General features: G+C 73.0%; 14 protein-coding genes and 1 pseudogene. 4 read left to right on the plus strand and 11 right to left on the minus strand.

Annotation, left to right across the window (positions count from 1 at the left end; translation table 11 throughout):
- Positions 1-14: 14 nt before the first annotated feature.
- Positions 15-1178: a hypothetical protein gene (locus ACFW22_RS01520; RefSeq protein ID WP_386397203.1), complete on the minus strand. Its 1164-nt coding sequence runs from the start codon at positions 1176-1178 to the stop codon at positions 15-17.
- A gap of 253 nt (positions 1179-1431) precedes the next feature.
- On the opposite strand from ACFW22_RS01520, the gene ACFW22_RS01525 reads away from it, so the two are divergent.
- Positions 1432-2895 (plus strand): PP2C family protein-serine/threonine phosphatase, encoded by a 1464-nt coding sequence (locus ACFW22_RS01525; RefSeq protein ID WP_386397206.1) that lies wholly within the window; start codon positions 1432-1434, stop codon positions 2893-2895.
- 72 nt (positions 2896-2967) lie between these two features.
- On the opposite strand, the gene ACFW22_RS01530 is transcribed toward ACFW22_RS01525, so the two are convergent.
- A complete protein-coding gene (locus tag ACFW22_RS01530; RefSeq protein WP_386397209.1) occupies positions 2968-4458 on the minus strand; it encodes a hypothetical protein in 1491 nt (496 codons plus the stop codon).
- 233 nt (positions 4459-4691) lie between these two features.
- Between ACFW22_RS01530 and ACFW22_RS01535 the strand changes: the two genes are divergently transcribed.
- Together ACFW22_RS01535 and ACFW22_RS01540 are read left to right on the plus strand one after the other, a co-directional pair.
- Complete coding sequence (locus ACFW22_RS01535; protein WP_386397212.1) at positions 4692-5819, plus strand: aminoglycoside phosphotransferase family protein; 1128 nt, start codon at positions 4692-4694, stop codon at positions 5817-5819.
- Between the two features lie 705 nt (positions 5820-6524).
- Positions 6525-8723, plus strand: coding sequence for a germacradienol/geosmin synthase (locus tag ACFW22_RS01540; RefSeq protein ID WP_386397214.1), 2199 nt, complete (start codon positions 6525-6527; stop codon positions 8721-8723).
- Positions 8724-8810: 87 nt separating this feature from the next.
- On the opposite strand, the gene ACFW22_RS01545 is transcribed toward ACFW22_RS01540, so the two are convergent.
- From ACFW22_RS01545 to ACFW22_RS01580, 8 genes are all read right to left on the minus strand, one after another.
- A complete protein-coding gene (locus ACFW22_RS01545; RefSeq protein WP_384877091.1) occupies positions 8811-9176 on the minus strand; it encodes an RNA-binding S4 domain-containing protein in 366 nt (121 codons plus the stop codon).
- Between the two features lie 15 nt (positions 9177-9191).
- Complete coding sequence (locus ACFW22_RS01550; protein WP_024757478.1) at positions 9192-9692, minus strand: hypothetical protein; 501 nt, start codon at positions 9690-9692, stop codon at positions 9192-9194.
- Between the two features lie 56 nt (positions 9693-9748).
- Positions 9749-12484: an ATP-binding protein gene (locus tag ACFW22_RS01555; protein ID WP_386397552.1), complete on the minus strand. Its 2736-nt coding sequence runs from the start codon at positions 12482-12484 to the stop codon at positions 9749-9751.
- A 592-nt stretch (positions 12485-13076) separates the two neighbouring features.
- Positions 13077-13490: an ACT domain-containing protein gene (locus ACFW22_RS01560; RefSeq protein ID WP_386397218.1), complete on the minus strand. Its 414-nt coding sequence runs from the start codon at positions 13488-13490 to the stop codon at positions 13077-13079.
- 42 nt (positions 13491-13532) lie between these two features.
- On the minus strand, positions 13533-14699 hold the full coding sequence (locus ACFW22_RS01565) for a thiolase domain-containing protein (protein ID WP_386397221.1): 1167 nt from the start codon (positions 14697-14699) through the stop codon (positions 13533-13535).
- Entirely contained in the window at positions 14692-15759 is a 1068-nt protein-coding gene (locus ACFW22_RS01570; protein ID WP_386397224.1) for a thiolase domain-containing protein, read from the minus strand. The genes ACFW22_RS01565 and ACFW22_RS01570 overlap by 8 nt, the downstream gene beginning before the upstream one ends.
- Positions 15756-16724 (minus strand): Zn-ribbon domain-containing OB-fold protein, encoded by a 969-nt coding sequence (locus ACFW22_RS01575; protein WP_386397226.1) that lies wholly within the window; start codon positions 16722-16724, stop codon positions 15756-15758. Before ACFW22_RS01575 ends, ACFW22_RS01570 begins: the two co-directional genes overlap by 4 nt.
- 214 nt (positions 16725-16938) lie before the next feature.
- Positions 16939-17739, minus strand: a complete 801-nt coding sequence (locus ACFW22_RS01580; protein WP_386397229.1) for a crotonase/enoyl-CoA hydratase family protein — start codon at positions 17737-17739, stop codon at positions 16939-16941.
- 173 nt (positions 17740-17912) lie between these two features.
- On the opposite strand from ACFW22_RS01580, the gene ACFW22_RS01585 reads away from it, so the two are divergent.
- A complete protein-coding gene (locus ACFW22_RS01585) occupies positions 17913-19619 on the plus strand; it encodes an acyl-CoA synthetase (protein ID WP_386397232.1) in 1707 nt (568 codons plus the stop codon).
- A gap of 110 nt (positions 19620-19729) precedes the next feature.
- Here ACFW22_RS01585 and ACFW22_RS01590 read toward each other — a convergent pair.
- Positions 19730-21249 (minus strand): annotated as a pseudogene (locus ACFW22_RS01590) (alpha/beta fold hydrolase).
- Positions 21250-21356 lie beyond the last annotated feature (107 nt).

Here is a 21356-nt window from a genome sequence, read left to right on the forward strand (position 1 = left end):
CCGGGCAGCAGTCGTCAGCCCATGCGGCGGGTGAGCGCCGCCAGCGCTCCGGGTCTGCGCCCCGGGACGCGCCGCCGGAGCGCGACGAGGGCCGGACCGAGCGCACGTGCCCGGTCGCGGTCGACGATCTGCTCCCACTGGTGGTGGGCACGGTCGACGGCGTCCTCGACGTCCGGATCGTCCGCGTGCTGGAGCAGGGCGAGCCGGGCTTCGGCCGCGGCGAGCCAGAGCTCGCAACTGCGGGCGGAGTCCCCGGCCAAGCGGGCCAGGTCGGCCCGCACCTCCGTCCAGTGCACGGCCTCGACGGAACGGGGTCCGTGCCGCCTCAGGGCTTCGTGTTCCCAGGCCGCGGCCACGGCCGCCGCCTCCCCGTGTCGTCCGGCCGCGGCCGCAGCGAGGATCGCCGGGTGCGGGTCCGCCACGGCCGCCGGCGCGGGAACGGGTGCGGGAACGAACGTGGGGGCGGGGGCGGGCATCGGCGCGACGGCCGGAGGAGGTGCGGGCGGAAAGAAGACCGCTTCCGGCTCGGGCGCTGCGGTCGCCGCTCGGGCGGCGGCTTCCGCGTGCCGGGCGAGCGGTGTCCACCGGGGCTCCGAACGCCAGAGCTCGGCCCAGGCCCTCAGGTACTCGGGTCTGAGGAGGCCGCCTTTGCGCGGAGCGGGCACCACGCGTCCGTACAGGAGGGGTCCGGTGCCGAGGTGGAGCAGTCCGGGCTCGGTGGTGAGGCGCTGCCAGACCTCCGGGTCTGCCACGAGGTCCGCGACCACGGTCGTGGTGCCGGGGCGACGCGTGCCCAGCTCTCCGACGAGCCAGTGCCAGGGCAGTGCCGTGTAGCGGACGGTGGCGGGGGTGGCACGGGCGAGTGCGAGGTGGGGCAGCTGCTGACGGCGGTCCAGCTGGAGCTGTCCGGCGAGGCAGACGAGCAGCGGACCCGGGCTCGCGGCTGCCGCGCGGAGCCGGGTGAGCACGGCCTGCGGGTCGAGCGGATCGGCGAGTTCGACCAGGGTGGCGGTCGTGGTCCCGGTGAGGATCCCGGGCGGCACGGCGGCGAGGGCCGGCAGGACGGAGGCCGCATCCATCACGCGGCCCCGACCGGCGGGCGCAGCTGCGAGCAGCACCGCGGTGCCCACGGCCGTGGCGGTGTCGTCCGCATCCCGCTGCCGTGTGTCCGCACTCACGTCCGACCCCCCTGCAACCGTCCCCCTCGTGACCGTCGAGCCCGCGCCCACCGCGCCGTTTCCGTCGTCGCTCAGCACCCCAGCACCGTAACGCGTCGCACCTGGTCCGCCCACCGCCGGGCCTTTGGCATATGCCATAAGCACCACCGGATCGAGTGTCGCCAAATCCCTTACGGCCCGTCCCCTGCTGTGCAACAGTCGTATCCGGGCCTCCCTTTCACATCTGGCCGCCGCGCCTGTATCGGAGTACGACATGCCGTCCCCCCTCTTCGCGGACCGTCCCGCCCAAGCGCCAGAGCCGGGCGCGATGGACGCACTGATCTCGCAGACCCGCCGCCTACGCGGCCAGGTCGACGCCGTGCGGCGGGACGCCATGGCGGACGAGGACGATCCGCAGCAGCGGTGGCAGCGCACCCTGTGTGACCTGGCAGTACATCAACTCGATGATTTGGGAGCCCACTTGGACCTCCTCCGGGCTGGCGCCCCGGAGGACGTGATCCCCGAGGGAACCGAGCGGGAGCGGCCCTCCCCCGCCCCGGCGACCGACCCGGGCACGGCGTACGGCGCTCCGCCCCGGACCGGCTCGCTCCTCTCCCGCGTCGGCAGCGCCGAGTGGAACCTCCTCACGGACGAGGTCAGCTGGTCCGAGGAGCTCTACCAGATCTTCGGCCGGCCCCGCGAGAGCGGACCGCTGTCGCTCGACGAGATGCCCACGCTGGTCTTCGCCGAGGACCAGACCGTGTTGCAGGGGCTAGTGACGGACTGTCTGATCGACGGCAAACCGATCGACGGGGAGTTCAGGATCGTACGGACGGACGGCCGGGTGCGCACCGTGCACATGACGGGCGAGCCCGTGCTCGACACCGACGGCTGCACCGCCTCCATGTGGGCGGTGCTCAGGGACGTCAGCGAGCTGCGGCGCAGCGAACGCGCCGTCCGCGAGAGCCGGGACTCCCTGGAGCGGAGCCGTCACCACGAACGCACCGAGCGACGGGTCGCCGTGGAGCTCCAGGAAGCGGTCCTCCCCCCGTGGCGCGGATCGCTCCGCTTCGCCCACGACGGTCCCGCCCCGCTCGACGTGGCCGCGCACTACCTGCCCGCCGCCAGCACCGGCCTCATCGGCGGCGACTGGTACGACGCGCTCGCACTGCCCGGCGGGGACGCGCTGCTCACCGTCGGCGACCTGACGGGACACGGGGTCGCCGCGACCTCCTCCATGGCCATGCTGCTCGGGGCGCTGCGCGGCATGGCGGTCGCGGGCATCCGCCCCGCCGCGCTGATGGCTCACCTCAACCAGCTCGTGGAGACCTCCGCACAACCCGCGCTGGGCAGTGCGATGTGCTGCCGGTACGACCCGGTCACCCAGACCCTCACCTGGGCACAGGCCGGCCACCCCGCCCCGCTGCTCTTCCGTGGCGGGGAGGGAGGTGCCCTCCGGCGCCCCGAGGGCGTACTGCTCGGGGCCACGGCCGGCGCCGCGTACGGCGAGGCCGAGAGCCGGCTGCTCCCCGGCGACCTGCTGGTCCTGTACACCGACGGGCTGATCCGCAACGGCGGCGGCCACGACGACACCGACGCCCGGCGGCTGCTGGCGCTCGGTCCCCGGCTCGCGGGGGCACGGGACGCACAGGACGGCGTGCGTGCGGTGATGGAGGAGTTCGGCGAGGAAGCGCGCGAGGACGACGCCTGCGTGATGGTGGTCCGGGTCGGCGGCTGAAACCGTCCGGCCCCCTCCCGACCGCGCCGGGAAACCCCGTCCGAGCCTCCCTGCCCTGTGGGCCGGGGAGGCTCAGGCCTGTCCGGTCCTGGGGCGGTTGACGGGAGACCGTGGAAGAGCCGTCTCGATCTCCTCGCGGAGGTTCTCGATGCGCGAGTAGCCCGCGTACTGGCCGGTGAGCCGGTACATCTCCCGCAGCCGTTCCCAAGTGCGGTGGGACGAGGTGTCCCCCATCGACATCAGGGCGAGTCGGGCGTACCGGTCCGCCTGCTCGGGGTCGTCCGCGATGAAGCAGGCCGAGGCCATCGAGATGTGGTCGAAGAGCTTCGAGCGGTCGTGTCCTTCGCGTCGCAGTTCGAGCGCCAACCTGGCGTGGCGCTGGGCGGGGATCGCCGCGGCCGGGTCGTGCTCGGCGAGGGTGCGGTAGGCGAGTGCCTGCATGCCGTGCATGTCGGCCTCGTCGAAGTTCTGCATCCAACTCGGCTTCTCGTCCTGCCGGTCCGAGACGAACAGCTCCTCGGCCTCTCCCAGGGTCCGGCGCATGGCCTGCCCCCGCCCCATGGAAGCCTGCGCCCAGGCCTCGATGGTGTGGAACATCGCCTGCGTGCGGGGGAGCAACCGCTCGCCCGAGCCGGCCTTGGCGAGGTTCATCAGGTCGATGGCGTCGTCGGGGCGGCCGAGGTGCACCATCTGTCGGGCGGCGCGGGACAGCGCTTCGCCGGCCCGGGGCCGGTCGCCGCCCTCCCGGGCCGCATGGGCCGCGATGACGAAGTACTTCTGCGCCGTGGGTTCGAGGCCGACGTCGTGGGACATCCACCCGGCGAGCACGGCGAGGTTCGCAGCGACGCCCCAGAGGCGCCGCTGGAGGTGCTCGGCATGGCGATAGGCGAGCATCCCGCCCACTTCGTTGAGCTGGCCCACGACCGCCTTCCGCTGGAGTCCACCCCCCCGGGAGGCGTCCCAGGCACGGAACACCTCCACCGAGTGCTCCAGGGCCTCGATCTCCTCCGACCCGATGGGGGCGGCCTCGTAGCGGTCGAACCCAGCGGGGTCGGCGTGGAGGGGATCGCTGGCCCGCGGAGCGGGGCCCTTGTGCATGGGGTCGGTCTGCAGCCAGTCGTGCATGGCGTTGCTGAGTACGGAGCCGGCGGCGAGTGCGGCACCCGCGCCCACCAGGCCGCGTCGGTTGAGCATGAGGTCCATTCCCGTGAATTCGGTGAGGACCGCCGCCGTACGATCGGGTGCCCAGGGCAGCCCGTCAGGGTTCTCCGCTCTCCTGACGTCCTGCTTCTTTCCGGCGCGCCCGTGTCGTACGAACCCGAGGTCCTCGATGGTCACGACACGGCCGAGTCGCTCGGTGAACAGAGCCGCCAGCACCCGGGGCACGGGATCGCGCGGGGTCTCGCCCCTGTCGATCCACCGCCGCACCCGCGAGGTGTCGGTCGCCAGCTGGGGGTGGCCCATGGCCGCCGCCTGCCGGTTGACCAGTCTCGCGAGTTCGCCCTTGGACCAGCCGGCCAGGCCGAACAGGTCTGCCAGGCGGGTGTTGGTTTGTCCGGTCACGTCTAAGCCCCCAGGTTCTCGGCTGAGTTGACACTAACCCCCTGTCATAGGGCTGGCGACTATTCGCCAGGGTTCGCCAGGGTGCGCCCGATGTTCCGCCACCCGCCCCCGGGTGTCAGGTAGGAATGCGCCACCCCGCCCCGTCGACCGGCCCTCATTCCCCAGGGTGCGGACCGGGGGCGGGCGGGGCGACGCACGCAACTCGTCGGCGCACGAAGGGATCTGTCACCTCCATGTACACAGCATCGTCCTCCGTGTCCGCCCCGCCCCGGCCGCAGCACCGCATCGTCCCGACCGGCTCCGGACCGTACCTCGCCCCCTCCGCCCAAGCCGTGAGGCCGCGGCGCTGGGTGGGCGGCACCGGTACCCAGCCGGTCAGCGGAAGAATCGATCTGTCCGGCCCCCAGGGGGCGCAGCTGAAGAAGGCGATCGCATCGATCCACCGGATCTGTCCGGAGTTCAACCCGGTGCAGGTGCTGCGACGCAGCGGACGTTCCGTACTGATCGTCGGGACGACCGGGCGGACCACGGCGGTCGCGAAGTGTTTACTGGACCACTCCCCCTCGTGGGTCGAGCGGTTCCGGCACGAAATAGCGTCCTACCGCTCCTTCGTCCGGCATCGTCCACCGGTGCGGGCGCCACGCCTCATCGCAGCGGACCCGGACAACTGCACACTGGTGATCGAGCGGATGCCCGGGCGGGCGGCGGCGCTGTCGCGCCACCCCGTCGAGGCCCCGCCCCGTGCCGACGTGCGCGCCGCACTCGGTGCCATCGCCCGGCTCAACGCCTGGCGGCCCCCGGCCGGCACCTTCGACGCGCCGCTGGACTACGGCGCGCGGATCGCCCGGTACCACGAGCTCGGGCTCTTCACCGACCGCGACCGGGACGACCTGCAGAAGCTCCTGCACGGTCTTGCGCACGCGGGCGGTCGACAGGGCATGGGGCAGTTCTGCCACGGCGACGCCCTGCTCTCGAACATCCTCCTCTCCCCGGCCGGGCCGGTCCTCGTCGACTGGGAGCACGCCGGCTGGTACCTGCCCGGCTACGACTTGGCGACCTTGTGGACGGTGCTCGGTGACGCACCGCTGGCCCGGCGCCAGATCAGCCAGCTCGCCCAACAGGCGGGCACGGCCTCTCGGGACGCCTTCCTGGTGAACCTGATGATCGTGTTGACGCGGGAGATCCGCACCTACGAGACCGCGGTGCAGCGCACCATGAAGGAAGCACCGCCGGCCGGTTCCGTGCCGGTGCCCTCGGGGGCGCTCGCCCCCGGCGAGGAACAGCGGCTGTTGTTGAGGCGGCTGCACGACGACTGCGCCATGGCACGGCGGGCCGTGCGCGCGGCGGTCGGGACGCGCTGAAGGGGCGGGTCCGACCGACCACACGGGGGTTGGTGCGCCGTGCGCCCGGTGCCGACACACCGGGACGCGGCGCACCGGCGCGTTCCCGTCCGGATCGCTGTCCCCGCTCTCCAATGGTCCACTCCGGTGACGCCCGCCAGGCACCGGGGCCGTCTCGGCGAAACCCCACCCGATGGCCGCCGCTCCCGCTCCGACGAGGGAAAACGCCTGGGGCGGGCGTGATTGACGGAACGTTCGCGAGCCGGTGCCCCTGTACGGGTTCGGCCCCGCACGCCCCCGTCCCCGGAGGCCGCCTTGTCCCGTTCACCCGTGCGCAGACGTCCGTCGCCGATCCGTGCACCGCGGTCGCTCACGGCCCTGGCGTCGTGCCGGCGGGCCATCGGTACGTGGTGGGTGGCCGCACCTCGGGCGAGTACTACTTCGCTCCGACGTTCGAGGCGGAGGGGCACACGGTGGTGCGGGGACAGGAGGAGTGCTACCAGGTTCAGTTCGGCCATCGAATCGGCTTCGTGAAGGCCGCTGACGTGCAGGTCTTCCGGACCCGAGGGGATGCGGGGTCCCTCCGGGGAAGCACCGCCGGGCGCACGCCCACATCACCCCCCACCTGTCGTTCATATGACTATCCAGAAGGTCGCGTGCGCCGTCCGGGGGACGGGTAAGGCTGGGCCGGTCACAGCCCGCACCCACCGGAAGGCCCGCCAGGACATGCCTCAGCCCTTCGTTATGCCGGACTTCTACGTCCCGCATCCGGCACGGCTCAATCCCCACGTGGAGACCGCCCGCACCCACACGCGCGACTGGGCACGGGAGATGGGGATGTTGGAGGGCTCGGGCGTCTGGGAGGAGCACGACCTCACGTCCCACGACTACGCCCTGCTCTGCGGCTACACCCACCCCGACTGTGACGCCGGGGTACTGGACCTCGTCACCGACTGGTACACCTGGGTCTTCTTCTTCGACGACCACTTCCTGGAGGTCTTCAAGCGCACCCAGGACAGGGCGGGAGGCAAGGCCTACCTGGACCGACTGCCGCTGTTCATGCCGGCGGACCCGGTGCGGAGCATGCCCGAGCCGACCAATCCCGTCGAGGCGGGCCTCGCCGACCTGTGGCTACGGACCGTCCCCTCGATGTCCGAAGCCTGGCGGACGCGCTTCGCGGAGGCGACGGAGCACCTGTTGTACGAGTCGCTCTGGGAGCTCGACAACATCAACGACGGCCGCGTCGCCAATCCCGTCGAGTACATCGAGATGCGCCGCAAGGTGGGTGGCGCGCCGTGGTCCGCCGGGCTCGTCGAGTTCGCGGTGGGGGCCGAGGTGCCCGATCGGGTGGCCCTCGCCCGCCCCCTGCGCGTCCTCAAGGACGCCTTCTCGGACGCCGTGCACCTGCGCAACGACCTCTTCTCGTACCAGCGCGAGGTCGAGGACGAGGGCGAGAACAGCAACGGCGTCCTGGTCCTGGAGCGCTTCCTCGGCTGCACGACCCAGGAAGCGGCCGACGCCGTCAACGACCTGCTGACCTCCCGGCTCCAGCAGTTCGAGAACACGGCGCTCACCGAGGTGCCGCTGCTCGTCGCGGAGGAGGGGCTGGACCCCCGGGAGTGCGCAGCCGTCGCGGCCTACGCGAAGGGGCTCCAGGACTGGCAGTCGGGCGGGCACGAGTGGCACATGCGCTCCAGTCGGTACATGAACGAGGGCATGGCCGCCGGGCCCCCGCATCTGGACGGCATCATCGGCACCTCCGCCCTGGACGTCCGCAACCTCTTCGGACGACCCGCCGCCGCCCGCAGGCGGGCGCTCACGCACGTGCCGCACCGGCACGTCGGCCCCTCACTCCTGCCGGAGTTCGACCTTCCGTACCCACTGGCGCTCAGCCCGCACCATGCGGAAGCGCGCCGGCTCTCCCTCGACTGGGCCGAGTCGATGGGGCTCCTGGACGACCTGTGGGACCGGCCGCTGGCAGAAGGCTTCGACCTGGCCCTGTGTTCGGCCGGGCTGGACCCGGACGCCACCCTCGAAGAACTGGTGCTGAGCGCCGAGTGGTTGACCTGGGGGACGTACGGGGACGACTACTACCCGTACGTCTTCGGGCGGTCGCGCAACCTGCTCGGGGCGAAGCAGCAGACCGAGCGGTTCAAGGCCTGCATGCCGCTGACCGACGTGACGGCGGGGGCGGCCCGCGCCGTGAATCCCCTGGAGCGCTCGCTCGCCGACCTCTGGGCGAGGACCGCGGGGCCCATGGATCCGGGGCCCCGCGCCCAACTGCGGGTCGCACTGGACGCCATGCTGGACAGTTGGCTGTGGGAACTGCACAACCAGGCCCAGCACCGGGTGCCCGACCCGGTGGACTACGTGGAGATGCGCCGGAGCACCTTCGGTTCGGAACTGACCACGCTGCTGTGCCGCCTGCGGCACACCGGGACGTTGCCGCCGGAGCTGTTCCGCACGGGCACGGTCCAGGCCCTCGAACACGCCGTCATGGACTACGCCACCCTGCTCAACGACCTCTTCTCCTACCAGAAGGAGATCGAGGTCGAGGGCGAAGTGCACAACGGGGTGCTGGTGTTGCAGACGTTCTTCGACTGCGACTACCCGACGGCGGTATCGATGGTCGACGACCTGATGCGGGGTCGACTGCGCCAGTACGAGCACCTGAAGCAGCGTGAAGTCCCGCTCCTCTACGAACACTTCGGACTCGACGCGGCGGGCCGGAGGGCCTTCGAAGCGTATCTGCGGGAACTGGAGGACTGGCTCGCCGGGATCCTCAACTGGCATCGGAGCGTTCGGCGCTACGGCGCCGAGGACGTCCACGCGGGCAGCGGCACCCCGCTGCCCGGTCGGGGACCGACCGGGATCGGGACCTCTGCCGCACGCGTGGCCGGGCTGATCGGCTCCGCCCCGCGCTGACGGCACGGAACGAGGGCGCACCCCGGGGACCTCGGGTGCGCCCCGTACCCGTACCCGGGCGGGTACGGGTACGGGCCTCGGGGTGCATCAGGAGCGTCGACCGCGGAGTCCGTCGAGTTCGCGGCGCTCCCGCTTGGTGGGGCGGCCGGCGCCGCGGTCGCGCACGGCGGCCACCGCCACGTGCTCGCGCGGCGGCGGGGGCGGGCTGTTGTCCACGTAGGCCTCGACGGCGACCGGCGGACCGACCCGCTTGGTGTGGAGTTCCTTGACCTCGACGATCCGTTCACGACCGGCGTGGAAGATCCGGACCTCGTCCCCCGGCTTCACGGCCTGCGCGGGCTTGACCCGCTCGCCGTTCACCTTGACGTGCCCGGCCCGGCACGCCGCCGCCGCCTGCGAGCGGGTCTTGGTCAGGCGGACCGCCCAGATCCAACTGTCGACGCGCGCGCTCATCGACCCCGCTCCCCGTCAGCCCTGCTGGAACAGTTCGGCGGGCAGCGGCTTCAGCAGTGCGTACAGGTCATCGGTGATCGGCCGGTCCCAACTGGCGATCGTCACGAGGACGTTGTCGCTGCGGTCGAACTGGACGCAGGAGATCCTGCTCTCGGAGAGCTTTAGCCGGCGCACGATGAGGAGGTTGTCGCCCTGCATGACGGGGACGTCCTCGGTGTCGAGGACCTCGACCGGCTCGTCGTTCTCCAGAGCGGCGAGGAGCTGCGCCACCTCGAACGGGATCTGTCCGTCGGCGAGCTCACGGGCCGGGGAGCCCTCCGGGAGGTTGCCGATGATCATCGCGGGTCCGCGACCGCCGAACAGGTCGTACCGGAGGAAGACGCCCTGGCAGGAACCGTCGGGTGCGGGCAGCAGACCGGCGCCGAGATTGCCGGGCCAGTCCCCCGGGTCCATGGCCAGGACGTCGAAGTCCGGGCCCGCGGGTGTGGCGGCGCTACGGCGGCGGAGGAAGGACATAGGGCCATGGTACGTGCCCCGACGCACGGCGCGACGCGCCGGGCGCCCTCCTCCGCTCACCCCCGCTCGAAGGCCCCCTTCGCCTTCGCCAGGGCCCGGTCGAGGCCCGTGCGATCGGTGCCGAGCTTGCGGTAGACCGACGACAGGGCCCGCCCGACGGCGGTCGCGTCGATGCCGAGCACGGCGACCGCGTCCCGATCACGGACGGTGAGTTCGGCGACGGCGCGCTCACGGGCGGTGAGCACGTCCGTGTCGGCCGGGTGCAGCGTACGGGGACGCAGCCCGGCCGCGGCCAGTTCGGTCCGTGCCTCGTCGACGAGGCCGTCGGCGCCGCAGTCCTGTGCTGCCTCCAGTCCCCGGTAGAGGTGCTCGGCGGCCTCTCCCGAGCGTTCGGTGCGGCGCAGGGCGGCACCCAGGGCGACGAGGGAGCGGGCGAGCTCATAGGCGGCGGGCGACCGGTCGAGCCAGTCCACGGACTCCTCCAGGAGCTTCACGCGCGCCGAGGGCTCGGACACCTCCGCGGCCACCCGGAGCGCCTGCCCGATCGTGGACGGCGCACCGTACTGACGGGCGCGGGCGACCGCGCCCTCTGCCGTGCGACGGGCCTGGAGGGGGGTGGTGGCGGCCTCGGCGAGGGCGAGGTGGAGCTGCCAGGGACACCAGGCCGGATTGCGCATGCCGCGCGGGTCGAGGCGGCGGCCGACGGAGGCCAGCTCCGCGGCGGCCTCCTCGGGACGCCCCCGGGCCAGGAGCAGCTCGGCGTGGACGGTCTGGGAGTCGGGGAAGGTGACGGCCGCGGGGAAGGGTTCGCCGAAGTCGTGACCGTGGGCGGTGCGGGCGGCTTCCTCGGGGCGTCCCCGGGCGAGGAGGACCTCGATGAGGACCCCCACCGCGTACCACTGTGCGGGGGTGCGGGGGCCGACGCGCTCGGCGAGGCGCAGCCCGGAGCGGACGAAGTCCTCCGCCTCGACCAGCCGACCGCGCCGGTAGCGGATGTAGCCGAGCAGGGTGTAGGCGAAGGAGAGGTGGGCGCCGCGCCAGCCTTGGTGCTCGAACTCGGCCGTGCCGGCGGCGAAGAGTTCCTCTGCTCGACCGGGGCGGTCGGCGTAGAGGAAAGTGAGGGCGACGAGGACCGGCACCTCGAAGCCCCGCCCTTCGTCGGCCCAGCTCAGCCCGCCTTCGAGGGCGCGCTCGGCGTGACGGAGGGCCACCGCGGAGGGCTCGGCGCGAAGGGTGGCGTCCCAGGCGCGCAGCCCGATGACGTACCGCTCGGTGAGGTCGCGTCCGGTGAGCCGGTCGGCGAGGGCCGCGAGGCGGCGTGAGCGGGCGGGCGAATCGGGTTCGTCGGCGCGGAAGGCGTCCCACATGAACTTCTCTGCCTGCATCCGCAGCCGGCTGCGGGCGTCGGTGGTCCGGCCCGCCTCACGGGCGAGGAGTTCGGACGCCTCCACCAGGCGGTCGCTGTGGGCGAGGACCTGGGAGAGGCGGTAGACGATGCCGTGGCGGAGGGCCGGATCGGCGACGGGCTCCTCCAGGGCGGCGCGCAGGTGGTTGACGGTCGTGGCGGGTTCGGTGAGGAGGGAGGAACAGCCCAGTTCGTAGAGGACCGCGGCCCGGTCGTCGGCGGCGGGGGGCTCGCGCAGGGCACGGGCCAGGAAGCGGCGGGCCGCGTCGGGGGCTCCGGCGCGGAGGTTCTCCCCGGCGGCGGCGCGGAGCTGGTGGACGACCCAGGGGTCGCCCTCGGGGTGGGTCTCCAGGAGGTGGCGGGCGGCGGCGGTGGAACCGAGGCCGGCGTCCACGACGCACCAGGCGGCCTGGCCGTGCAGCGCGACCCGGGTGGCGGCGGGGATGGACCGGTACACGGTGGTGGCGATGAGCGGATGGACGAACTCCAGCGGCCCGTCCGGTCCTTCGGCCTCGGCCAGGACCCTGGCCTCCCGAAGGAGTTCGGCGCCGTCGGCGACCGCCTCGCTGCCGAGCCCGGCGACGGCCCCGGCCAGCTGCGGCGAGATCCCGGCGCCGAGGACCGCGCAGGCCCAGGCCAGACGGACGGTGGCGGCGCCCAGCCGTTCGAGGCGGGCGACGAGTCCGCTGCCCTTGAGGGCGGCGGCGAGGTCGTGCAGCTCTCCGGCGCTGCCGGCGGTGGGATCGAGGCCGCGGGCACACACCTTCGCGGCGAGCTCGACCGCTTCGAAGGGGCTTCCGGAGGTCGCGGCCCAGAAGTCGCGGCAGAAGGCGTCGTCGGCGTGGGCGCCGACGTGGGCGCGGACGAGGCGGGCGACGGCGGAAGAGGTGAGCGGATCCAGTCCGAGGGGTCGTCGCCCGGATCGACGCCCCGTGAACTCCATTCCTTCTAGCGGGAGTTCGTCGGGACGATAGGCAACGACGAACAGCATGGGCAGTTCCTCCGCACGGGGGGCGAAGGCGGCGAGCCAACCGAGGGACTCGGGGTCGGCCCAGTGGAGGTCGTCGAGGACGACGACGAGCGGATCGCGCCGCACGGCGAGGTGGGTGAGGACCCAGTCGAGGCCGTCGCGCAGCCCCTGCGGGTCCGGCGGTGCCCCCTCCCCGGCGACCCGGAGTCCCAGGGCGGGGCCGACGATGTCGTACCAGGACCCGAGGCGCTCGCGCAGCTCGGCGTCGGAGGCGTGGGCCAGCGGCGGCTGGAGCAGCTGCCGGGCGACGTGGAAGGCCACCCGCTGCTCCTGGTCGCCGCCGCGGGCGGAGAGCACGGTGCAGCCCCGTGCGGCGGCGCGACGGCGGACCTCGGCGAGCAGGGTGGTCTTGCCCAGTCCGCCGGGTGCGGCATAGGCGAGGACTCCGCCGCGCCGTGCGACGGGGGGACGGGAGCCGCGGGGGGCATCGGTTCCGGCAGAGGGATCGGTGCCTCCCGTGCCGTCGGAGGGGTCCGCGCCGACGGGGCCGCCGGCGCCGCGACCGCGGTCCGGCGGATGCTCCCCGGACCCGTGGGGGCGGGAGGGGTCGGGCACGGGTCGGGGTCCCGGCACCCGGCCGGGGCGGCGTGCGGGGCCGGCTTCCGGACGGGCAGGACGTACGGGATCGGAGGCGGGACCCGGCGTGCGGTCCCCGGTCGGCCGCCGGTTCGGCACCGCAACGAGGTGGGGGCCGTGGGGAGTGCGGGGCGCGGGTACGGGCCAGGGCGGCTCTTCGGCCGTGCCCATCAGGAGGTCAAGGGCTTCTTCGGCCGCATTGAGTGCCGCTTCGCGTTCGAAGAGGCTGCCTCCCCGTCGGGTCGGCCGGTCGCCTTGACGTGCCACGCTGCACCCCCAGGTCGAGGGCGCACGTCCGGCGCGCGATCAGGGGCACCGGGCGGTTGGCCCCGTGAAGGCCCCAGCGTACGCCCGTCGGCGCCGCTTGTGACCGTCATTCGCCGAAGCCGGCCGTCCGCCGCGCGAGACGGTTCAGGACGGCCAACGCCTCGTCGGCCCGGTCGTGTTCGACGAAGAGGTGATCGTGGTGGAATCCGGCCACCACGTTGCAGCTCATGCCTGCAGCGGCGAGCTCGCCCGCGACGGCCGCGGTGAGTCCCACCGCGTCGAGCGCGGAGTGGACCCGGAGGGTGATCCTGCCCGCCACGTAGGCGTAGGGCAGGGCGGCGGCGTCCGCCTCCTCCTGCCGTACGACGAGGGTGAGGCCCTCGTCCTCGGCGACGGTGACGACGGGGGCGACCCCGGCCGGGGCGGCGGGGCCGTCCACCGTGGTGAAGACGTAGCGGCCGGGGTCGAGCTCCGGGCGCATCCCGGCGAGGAGCCGGGTCAGGTCACGTTCCGCTGTCATGGGGCCAGCCTAGAGGTCCTCCCCCGGAGGGTTCAGCAGGCCCTACGTTGCCGGTGGGGCGTCGGCGACGAGCCACATGGCGAAGAACTGGGCACCGCCGCCGTAGGCGTGGCCGAGCGCCCGACGGGCTCCGTCGATCTGATGGGCGCCGGCGTCCCCGCGCACCTGGAGGGCCGCTTCGGCGAAGCGGATCATTCCCGAGGCCCCGATGGGGTTGGTGGACAGCACCCCGCCGGACGGGTTCACGGGCAGGTCGCCGTCGAGTTCGGTCACCCCGGCCTCGGTGAGCTTCCAGCCCTCGCCCTCTTCGGCGAACCCGAGGTTCTCCAACCACATGGGTTCGTACCAGGAGAAGGGCACGTACATCTCGACGGCATCGATCTCGCGCCGGGGGTCGGTGATGCCGGCCTGCCGGTAGACGTCGGCCGCGCAGTCGCGGCCGGCCCGCGGGGAGACGAAGTCCTTGCCGGCGAAGAGGGTGGGCTCGCTGCGCATGGCCCCGCCGTGCACCCAGGCCGGCGGTCGCGGCGCGCGGGCGGCGCCGTCGCGATCGGTGAGGACCATGGCGCAGGCGCCGTCCGAGGAGGGGCAGGTCTCGGAGTAGCGGATGGGGTCCCAGAGCATCGGGGAGGCCTGGACCTTCTCCAGGGTGACGTCGTGCTCGTGGAGGTGGGCGTACGGGTTCTTGAGCGCGTTGCGCCGGTCCTTGTACGCGACGAGGGATCCGATGTTCCCGGGGGCGCCGGTGCGGCGCATGTAGGCCCGGACGTGCGGGGCGAAGAATCCTCCGGCGCCGGCGAGGAGCGGCTGCTGGAAGGGGACGGGGAGGGAGAGTCCCCACATCGCGTTGGACTCCGACTGCTTCTCGAAGGCGAGGGTGAGGACGGTCCGGTGGACGCGCGCGGAGACCAGGTTGGCGGCGACCAGCGCCGTGGAGCCGCCGACGGAACCGGCGGTGTGCACGCGGAGCACGGGCTTGCCGACGGCCCCGAGGGCGTCGGCGAGGTAGAGCTCGGGCATCATGACGCCCTCGAAGAAGTCGGGGGCCTTGCCGATGACGACGGCGTCGATGTCCGCCCAGGTCAGGGCGGCGTCCTCCAGGGCGCGGAGCGCGGCCTCGCGGACGAGCCCGGCGATCGACACGTCCCTGCGGGCGGCCACGTGCTTGGTCTGGCCGATGCCGACGACGGCTACGGGCTCCTTAGCCACGGCGGTCTCCTTCCAGGACGGCGACCAGGTTCTGCTGGAGGCAGGGGCCCGAGGTCGCGTGGGCGAGGGCACGGTCGGATTCGCCCCGGTGGATGCGGGCTGCCGCTTCGCCGAGCCGCACGAGCCCCGCGGCCATGACGGGGTTGGCGGCGAGCGCCCCGCCGGACGGGTTGATCGTCACGTCGTCGTCGAGGCCGAGGGCCTTCCTCAGGACGACCTCCTGGGAGGTGAAGGGAGCGTGGAGTTCAGCGGTGTCGACGGGCCTTTCGAAGGCTCCGGCGCGTTCGGCGGCGAGGCGGGTGGAGGGCGAGTCGGTGAGGTCGCGGACGCCGAGGGAGTGGGCCTCGATCCGATGGTCCATGCCACGGATCCAGGCGGGGCGCCGGCACAACTCGCGGGCCCGGTCGCCGGCGGCGAGGATCACGGCTGCGGCGCCGTCGCCGATGGGCGGGCAGTCACCGGCACGGAGGGGGTGGACCACGTATCCGCCCTGTGGGCGGGCGCCCCGGACCTGGGCGTGCGGGTTCGTCGTCGCATCCGTGCGGCTGCGGGTGGCGATGGCGGCGAGGGCGGGTTCGTCGGTGACTCCCGCGTCGACGAGGGCTTGGGCCTGGAGGGCGGCGAGGGCAACGGAATCCGGCCAGAGGGGGGCGAGGTAGTACGGATCGAGTTGGCGGGTGAGGACGTCGCGGACGGAGCCGGACGAGGACTTGCCGTAGGAGTAGACGAGGGCCGTGTCGGCCTCGCCGGTCAGCAGTTTCACCCATGCCTCGTACAGCGCCCAGGCGCCGTCCGTCTCCACGTGGGACTCGGAGATCGGGGGCCAGGCCCCGACGGCGTCGAGCGCCATGGTGAAGGAGAAGGCGCGCCCGGCGAGGTAGTCGGAGGACCCGGAGCAGGTGAAGCCGATGTCGGCGGTCGTGAGGCCGGCCCGACGCAGCACCTCGTGCAGGACGGGCATGATCAGTTCGGCCTCGGACAGTTCGTCGGTGTGCCGTCGGTGGTCGCTCTGGGCGAAGGCGACGATCGCCACCTCCCGGTCCGGCCGGTGTGGCGTCACAGCAGCTCCTTGTAGGTGTCGTAGTCGGCGTCGGGCTCGCCGGTGGGCCGGTAGTGGTCCGGGTAGCGGCCGTCCCCGCTCCACACGGGTTCGACCCGGAGGCCCATCCGGACCCGGTCGTAGGGGATGCCGGCGATGCGTCCGTGGAGGGCGAGGTCGGCCCCGTCGAGGGCGATGTGGGCGTAGACGTAGGGCACTTCGATGTCGAGGTTCTTCGCCTTGATGTTGACGATGCAGAAGGTGGTGACGGTGCCCCGGGGGCCGACCTCGACCCGGTCGGTGGTGGCGATGCCGCAGGTGGGGCAGGCGCCGCGGGGCGGCACGTACACCTTGGCGCAGGAGGGACAGCGCTCGCCGACGGTGCGCCGTTCGGCGAGCGCGTGCAGATAGCGGCTCTGGGCGCGGCCGGGGCCGTAGGTGTAGTCCAGGCGCGCGGGGGCGACGATGCCGGTCACCGGTTCGTCGAACCGGCCTTCGTGGGGGGCCGGTTCGCGTTCCGGCGCGGCCCCGCTCCCGTACGGCTCGAAGCAGGCGACGTCGGTGATGGCACCGGAGCGTTCCGCGGCCCAGCGGATCCGGACCCGCAGCCCGGTGCGGACGGCTTCGGGACCGGGCGCGTCGAGGGCGTGCAGGAGGGCGGTGTCGGCGCCGTCGAGGCGGACCAGGACCCAGGCGAAGGGGGTCGCGAGTGGTTGCCCGGGGCGGGGATCGGGGTTCCAGGCCCAGGTGGTGACGGTGCCGGTGGCGGCGACCTCGACGAGCTCGCGGAGCTCGGCGGCGGTGGCGGGGTCGTACTCGACGGGCGGCACGAGCACCCGCCCCTCCTCGGTCCGCACGCCCAGCACCGTGCGGTCGCGGAGTCCGGTGAGGAAGGCGGACTGGACGGGCCCGAGGGAGCGGGTGAAGGGGAACTCGACGACGAGGGGGGCGCGGAGCGCCTCCGGCGGGGGTGCGGCAGCGTTCACGGGACGGTTCCTTCCTGACGGGTGGGCGGGCGTGGGGTGCGACGGCGGTCCGCTGCGCGGGGCTTCGCCCCCGTCCCTTCCGCGGCCGGACCCGTGTGCCGGACGGGTCGGCGGGGCGAATCCCGCGGCACGGGGATGGGGATGTTCCGCCGCCGTTCCCGGGGCGGGTTCCCGCACGGCCGGACGCGGAAGGGCAGGAGGGTGCAGGAGGGCCTCATTCTCGGCGGTACACCGGCGCCCTCTTCTCTGCGAAGGCCCTCGCCCCCTCCTTCGCGTCCGCCGTGTCGAAGATCGGCCAGCCCCTCTTCAGCTCGGCGGCGAGCCCGTCCGCCTCGGTCATCCCGGCCGTTTCGTACACGGACGCCTTGACGGCCTCGACGGCCAGCGGCCCGCAGGCGTTGATCCGGTCGGCGAGTTCGAGGGCCGCGTCCAGTGCGGTGCCGTCGGGGACGACGCGGCCGACGAGGCCGATCCGGGCCGCTTCCTCCGCACCGTACGGGCGTCCGGTGAGGAGCATTTCGAGGGCATGGGTGCGGGGGATCTGGCGGGGCAGGCGGACGGTGGAGCCGCCGATGGGGAAGAGGCCGCGCCGCACCTCGAAGAGGCCGAAGGTGGCGGAGGCCGCCGCGATCCGGATGTCGGTGCCCTGGAGGATCTCGGTGCCGCCGGCGACGCAGTACCCCTCGACGGCGGCGATGACCGGTTTGCGGGGGCGGTGGTGGCGGAGCATGGCCTTCCAGTGCAGGTCGGGGTCCGCCTTCAGCCGGTCCCGGTACCGCTCGCCGCCCATGCCCTTGCCGGCGAGGGCCTTGAGGTCCATGCCCGCGCAGAAGGCCCCGCCCGCGCCGGTGAGGACGAGGGAGCGGACCCCGTCGTCGGCATCGGCTTCCAGCCAGGCGTCGTGGAGGCCGACGAGCATCGGCAGCGAGAGCGCGTTCTTGGCCTCGGGCCGGTTCAGGGTGAGGACGAGCGTGGCGCCTACGCGCCGGACGTCGAGGTGTTCGGTACCGCCCATGAGGTCTCCCGTCTCCAGTTCTGGAACAGGTTGCAGGAGTGTGGAGGTCAGTTCAATAGTTTTCTGACACTCAGTCAGATTCTTCTGCGCACCCCCTTCCCCCGGTGCCCCGTCGACGCTCTAATGACCGCCGAGTCCATGCGAACCAGCGCGAACCGGGGTCAGGAGGAACGGTGGAGTACAACCTTGCCGACCTGTTCGAATCCGTCGTCGACGTGGTCCCCGACCGCGAGGCGCTGGTGTACGTCGACCATCCGGGCACCGGAGCGGAACGCCGGCTGACCTACGCCGAGCTCGACGCCGCCGCCAACCGCATCGCGCACCACCTGACGGACGCGGGCATCCGCCCCGGCGAGCACCTCGGACTCCACCTGTACAACGGCGTGGAATACCTACAGACCCTCCTCGCCTGCCTCAAGGCGCGGATCGTGCCGGTCAACGTGAACTACCGGTACGTGGAGGAAGAGCTCGTCTACCTCTACCGGGACGCCGACCTCGCCGCACTCGTCTTCGACGCCGAGTTCACCGACCGGGTCGCGGCGGCGGCGCCGCAGGCGGAGAAGCTGCGGCACCTCGTGCGGGTGGGGACCCCGCCCGACCACCGCCCGACCACCGACCGCGGCCCCGCCCCCGGCCCGGGGGACGGACCCGCACGGCAGGGCTCCGTGATCGGGGGTGCTCCGGCATTCGACTGCGTGCCGTTCGCGGAGGCCGAGGCCGCCGGTTCGCCGGAGCGCGGTTTCGGCACCCGGTCCGGCGACGACCTCTTCATCATCTACACCGGCGGCACGACCGGCATGCCCAAGGGAGTCCTGTGGCGCCAGGAGGACCTGTTCTTCGCGGGCCTCTTCGGTGGTGACCCCTCGGGCGAGCCGGTGAAGCGCCCCGAGGAGTTGGCGGAGCGGGTCGCGGCGGGAGGTTCGGGCATCACCTTCTTCCCCGCACCGCCCCTCATGCACGGAACCTCCACGCTGACCGCGTTCATCGCCCTCAACTACGGTCAGCGGGTGGTCCTCCACCGCAAGTACGTGCCCGAAGAGGTGTTGCGCACCCTGGAGAAGGAGAGGGTCTCCAGCATCTCCCTGGTCGGCGACGCGATGCTGCGTCCGCTCGTGGACGCGCTGCGCGGGCCGCTCGGGGACACGGACCTGTCCGCGCTCTTCAGCCTCTCGTCCTCCGGGGCGATCATGTCCGAGACGGTGCGGGCCCAACTCCAGGAACTGATGCCGCACGTGTTGCTGCTCAACAACTTCGGTTCCACCGAATCCGGCTCCAACGGCCGCGCCACCGACGACGCGGGCCCCGCCAAGGGCTTCCGCCTGCACGTCAACGAACGCACCCAGGTCGTCGACCCGGTCGCCCTCTCCCCCGTCACCGCGGGCGAGACCGGCCGCCTCGCCCAGCGCGGCCACGTCCCGCTCGGCTACTACAACGACCCCGTCAAGACCGCCGAGACCTTCTTCGAGCGGGACGGCGTGCGCTGGGTCCTCCTCGGCGACATGGCGACCGTGGACGAGAGCGGGGTGGTCACGGTGCTCGGCCGGGGCTCCCAGTGCATCAACACCGGCGGCGAGAAGGTCTATCCCGAGGAGGTGGAACAGGCCCTGAAGTCCCACCCCGACGTGTACGACGCCCTCGTCGCCGGGGTCCCCGACGCCCGCTGGGGCAACCACGTGGCCGCGGTCGTCCAACTCCGGCCGGACGCAGCGCCGCTGGACCTGGAGAGCCTCCAGGACCACTGTCGGCAACAGCTCGCGGGGTACAAGGTCCCCCGCCAACTGGTCCTCACCGAAAGCATCCAGCGCTCCCCCAGCGGCAAGGCGGACTACCGCTGGGCCCGCACGACGGCGATCGAGGCGGACGCCGAGGGGCGTGCCTGACGGTCGGTCGGGACGGAGCCGGACGGCAGCGGGAACCCGCCCCGGAGGAGGAGCGGCAGCGCCCGGACTCCGGCTCCGCCGGCCGGCGGAGCCGGAGTCCGGCCGACCGGCTAGACCCCGAACTCCCTGATCTCGGCGAGGAATTCGGCCGGGCGATCGCAGTGGACCAGGTGTCCGGCTCCGATCGTGACGAGACGGGCCCGGGGAACGGCCTCGACGAGTCCTGCCAGCTGCTCCTGCGGAACGTGGCTGGTCGGACCGCCCGCGAGGACGAGCGTGGGCGCCGTGATCACGGAGAGCTCCGCACGCCAGGCCGGATCGGGGGCGTTCAACTGGGCGTCGGTCGTCGGGACGATCTCCCAGTCGAAGGGGAGCGGCCCCTCGGGACGCCGGAGCACCGGCCGGGGCGGGTCGAGCGGGACGAAGGCGGGCGGTTCCTCCAGGACGAGACGGCCGATGAGACCCGGCTCGCGCTCGGCGAGGAGGCACGCGGCGGCGGCGCCCATCGAATGGGCGACGACGGAGGCACCGGTGAGGTCGAGGGCCTTGAGGAAGCCGCCGAGCTCGTCGCGGAAGTCCTCGAAGCCGTAACGGCCGGGCCGGTCGCTGAGTCCGTGCCCCCGCAGGTCGATCGCGTACACCCGGTGGTCGGCGGCCAGGTCCGCGGTGATCTCCTTCCACGACCCGCTGTCCTCGCCCCGACCGTGGACGAGGACGACGGGCGGGGCCTCTTCGGATCCCGCGACCCGGTACGCGAGCCGCACCCCGTCCACGGACACCGTGCGGACGGCGGGGTCGAGGAAGGCCGCGAGCGCACGGACGAAGGCGTCCGCGTCGTCCACCCAGGGGTGGTGTCCGGCGCCCCGCTGGACGACGAGCCGGGCGTCCGGGAGGAAGGCCGCCGCTTCGGCGGCCTTGGCGGGCGTCGGTCCGGCGTCGTACTCGCCCGCCAGGACCAGGACGGGCGCGGTGAGCGCGGTGAGCGCGCGACGGGTCTCCTCGGGGTGGTAGGCGCCCTCGCCGTGGTAGCGGGAGGCGGCTTCCCAGTTCGTCTCCCGCCCCGCGGCTGCCGCGTGCTCGCGGGCGGGGGCGTCCCAGCGGCCGTAGGCGAAGGGGGCGGCGATCTCATGGACCCGGGGCAGCGGGGTGTCCGGGGCGATCGCGTCGAGTTCGGCCCGGCCCGCGGGTACCAGGACCGGTCGGCGAAGACCTCGGCGGCCTCGTCCCACTCCTCGTCGGTGGTGTCGACGCCGAGGGCGCGCCCGGCGGAGGTGACGAGGACCAGGGAGCGGATCCGCTCGGGGTGGGCGGCGGCGTACAGGAGGGCGAGGTTTCCGCCCGCCGAGTGGCCGAGGAGGTCGATCCGCTCCAGGCCGAGGTGGCGGCGCAGGGCCTCGACGTCGCCGACCTGCCGGTCACAGCGGTACGTCCCGGGATCGACGGGCACGGCACTCGCCCCGGTGCCGCGCGCATCGAGCAGGACGAGGGTGCGGTGGGCGTCGAGTCCTCCGAGGTTCCCGAGGTACGCGACATCGCGCATCGGCCCGCCCGCGAGGCAGAGCAGCGGTTCCCCTTCTCCGCGCAGCCGGTAGGAGAGTTCGGTTCCGTCATGGGTCGTGAACGTCGGCATGTTCTGGATCTTCACCGGGCCCGCGGGGCGTCCGCAAACGGTTTCACCGAGAGCACGTCACCGGGGCGCGATACGGTGAGTGTTCATCCGATACGCAAAGGAATCGT

Source organism: Streptomyces sp. NPDC058872, from assembly GCF_042743065.1.
GTDB lineage: Bacteria > Actinomycetota > Actinomycetes > Streptomycetales > Streptomycetaceae > Streptomyces.

Coding starts and splice junctions, on each gene's coding strand:
- ACFW22_RS01550 (WP_024757478.1), bottom strand. CDS start 9,692: ATGTCCTTCCTCCGCCGCCGTAGCGCCGCCACACCCGCGGGCCCGGAC.
- ACFW22_RS01540 (WP_386397214.1), top strand. CDS start 6,525: ATGCCTCAGCCCTTCGTTATGCCGGACTTCTACGTCCCGCATCCGGCA.
- ACFW22_RS01525 (WP_386397206.1), top strand. CDS start 1,432: ATGCCGTCCCCCCTCTTCGCGGACCGTCCCGCCCAAGCGCCAGAGCCG.
- ACFW22_RS01535 (WP_386397212.1), top strand. CDS start 4,692: ATGTACACAGCATCGTCCTCCGTGTCCGCCCCGCCCCGGCCGCAGCAC.
- ACFW22_RS01580 (WP_386397229.1), bottom strand. CDS start 17,739: ATGGGCGGTACCGAACACCTCGACGTCCGGCGCGTAGGCGCCACGCTC.
- ACFW22_RS01545 (WP_384877091.1), bottom strand. CDS start 9,176: ATGAGCGCGCGCGTCGACAGTTGGATCTGGGCGGTCCGCCTGACCAAG.
- ACFW22_RS01560 (WP_386397218.1), bottom strand. CDS start 13,490: ATGACAGCGGAACGTGACCTGACCCGGCTCCTCGCCGGGATGCGCCCG.